A 449-nucleotide genomic window follows, 5' to 3' on the forward strand; every position below is an offset into this window, starting at 1 on the left:
ATGGATGAATTGGCTCAGGCGGGCGTGCTGTGGGAGGTGTTGGAGCAGGAAGTGGGCAAGGAGCTCGACCCGTTCGACCTTATCTGCCATGTGGTATACGATCAGCCGCCACTGACCCGCCGCGAGCGGGCCAACAACGTCAAAAAGCGCAACTACTTCACCAAGTACAACGACACCGCCCAGCAGGTTCTTACCAGACTGCTCGACAAGTATGCCGATCAGGGGGTGACCGAGATTGAGACCAAGGATGCGCTAAAAGTCGCCCCCTTTACCGAGTTGGGGCGCCCGCTGGAGTTGGCCAAGAAGGGTTTTGGTGGCCCCAAACAGTTCGAGCAGGCCATCACCGAACTGGAGCAAGAAATTTACCGTGAGCAGCAGAGCGCCTGACGACCTGACTGCTTCTGAACTACCATGCGGCCATTCCAATGATGGCCGCTTGTTTTATCGAT

Annotated in this window: 1 protein-coding gene; it reads left to right on the plus strand. The window is 56.8% G+C overall.

The genetic code is table 11. The features are described 5' to 3' along the window. On the plus strand, positions 1-387 hold a 387-nt coding region (locus L972_RS01170), incomplete at its 5' end, for a type I restriction-modification enzyme R subunit C-terminal domain-containing protein (protein ID WP_047434578.1). Between the last annotated feature and the right edge of the window lie 62 nt (positions 388-449).

Origin of the sequence: Aeromonas sp. ZOR0001 (assembly GCF_000801015.1) — a bacterium.
Lineage (GTDB): Bacteria > Pseudomonadota > Gammaproteobacteria > Enterobacterales > Aeromonadaceae > Aeromonas > Aeromonas veronii.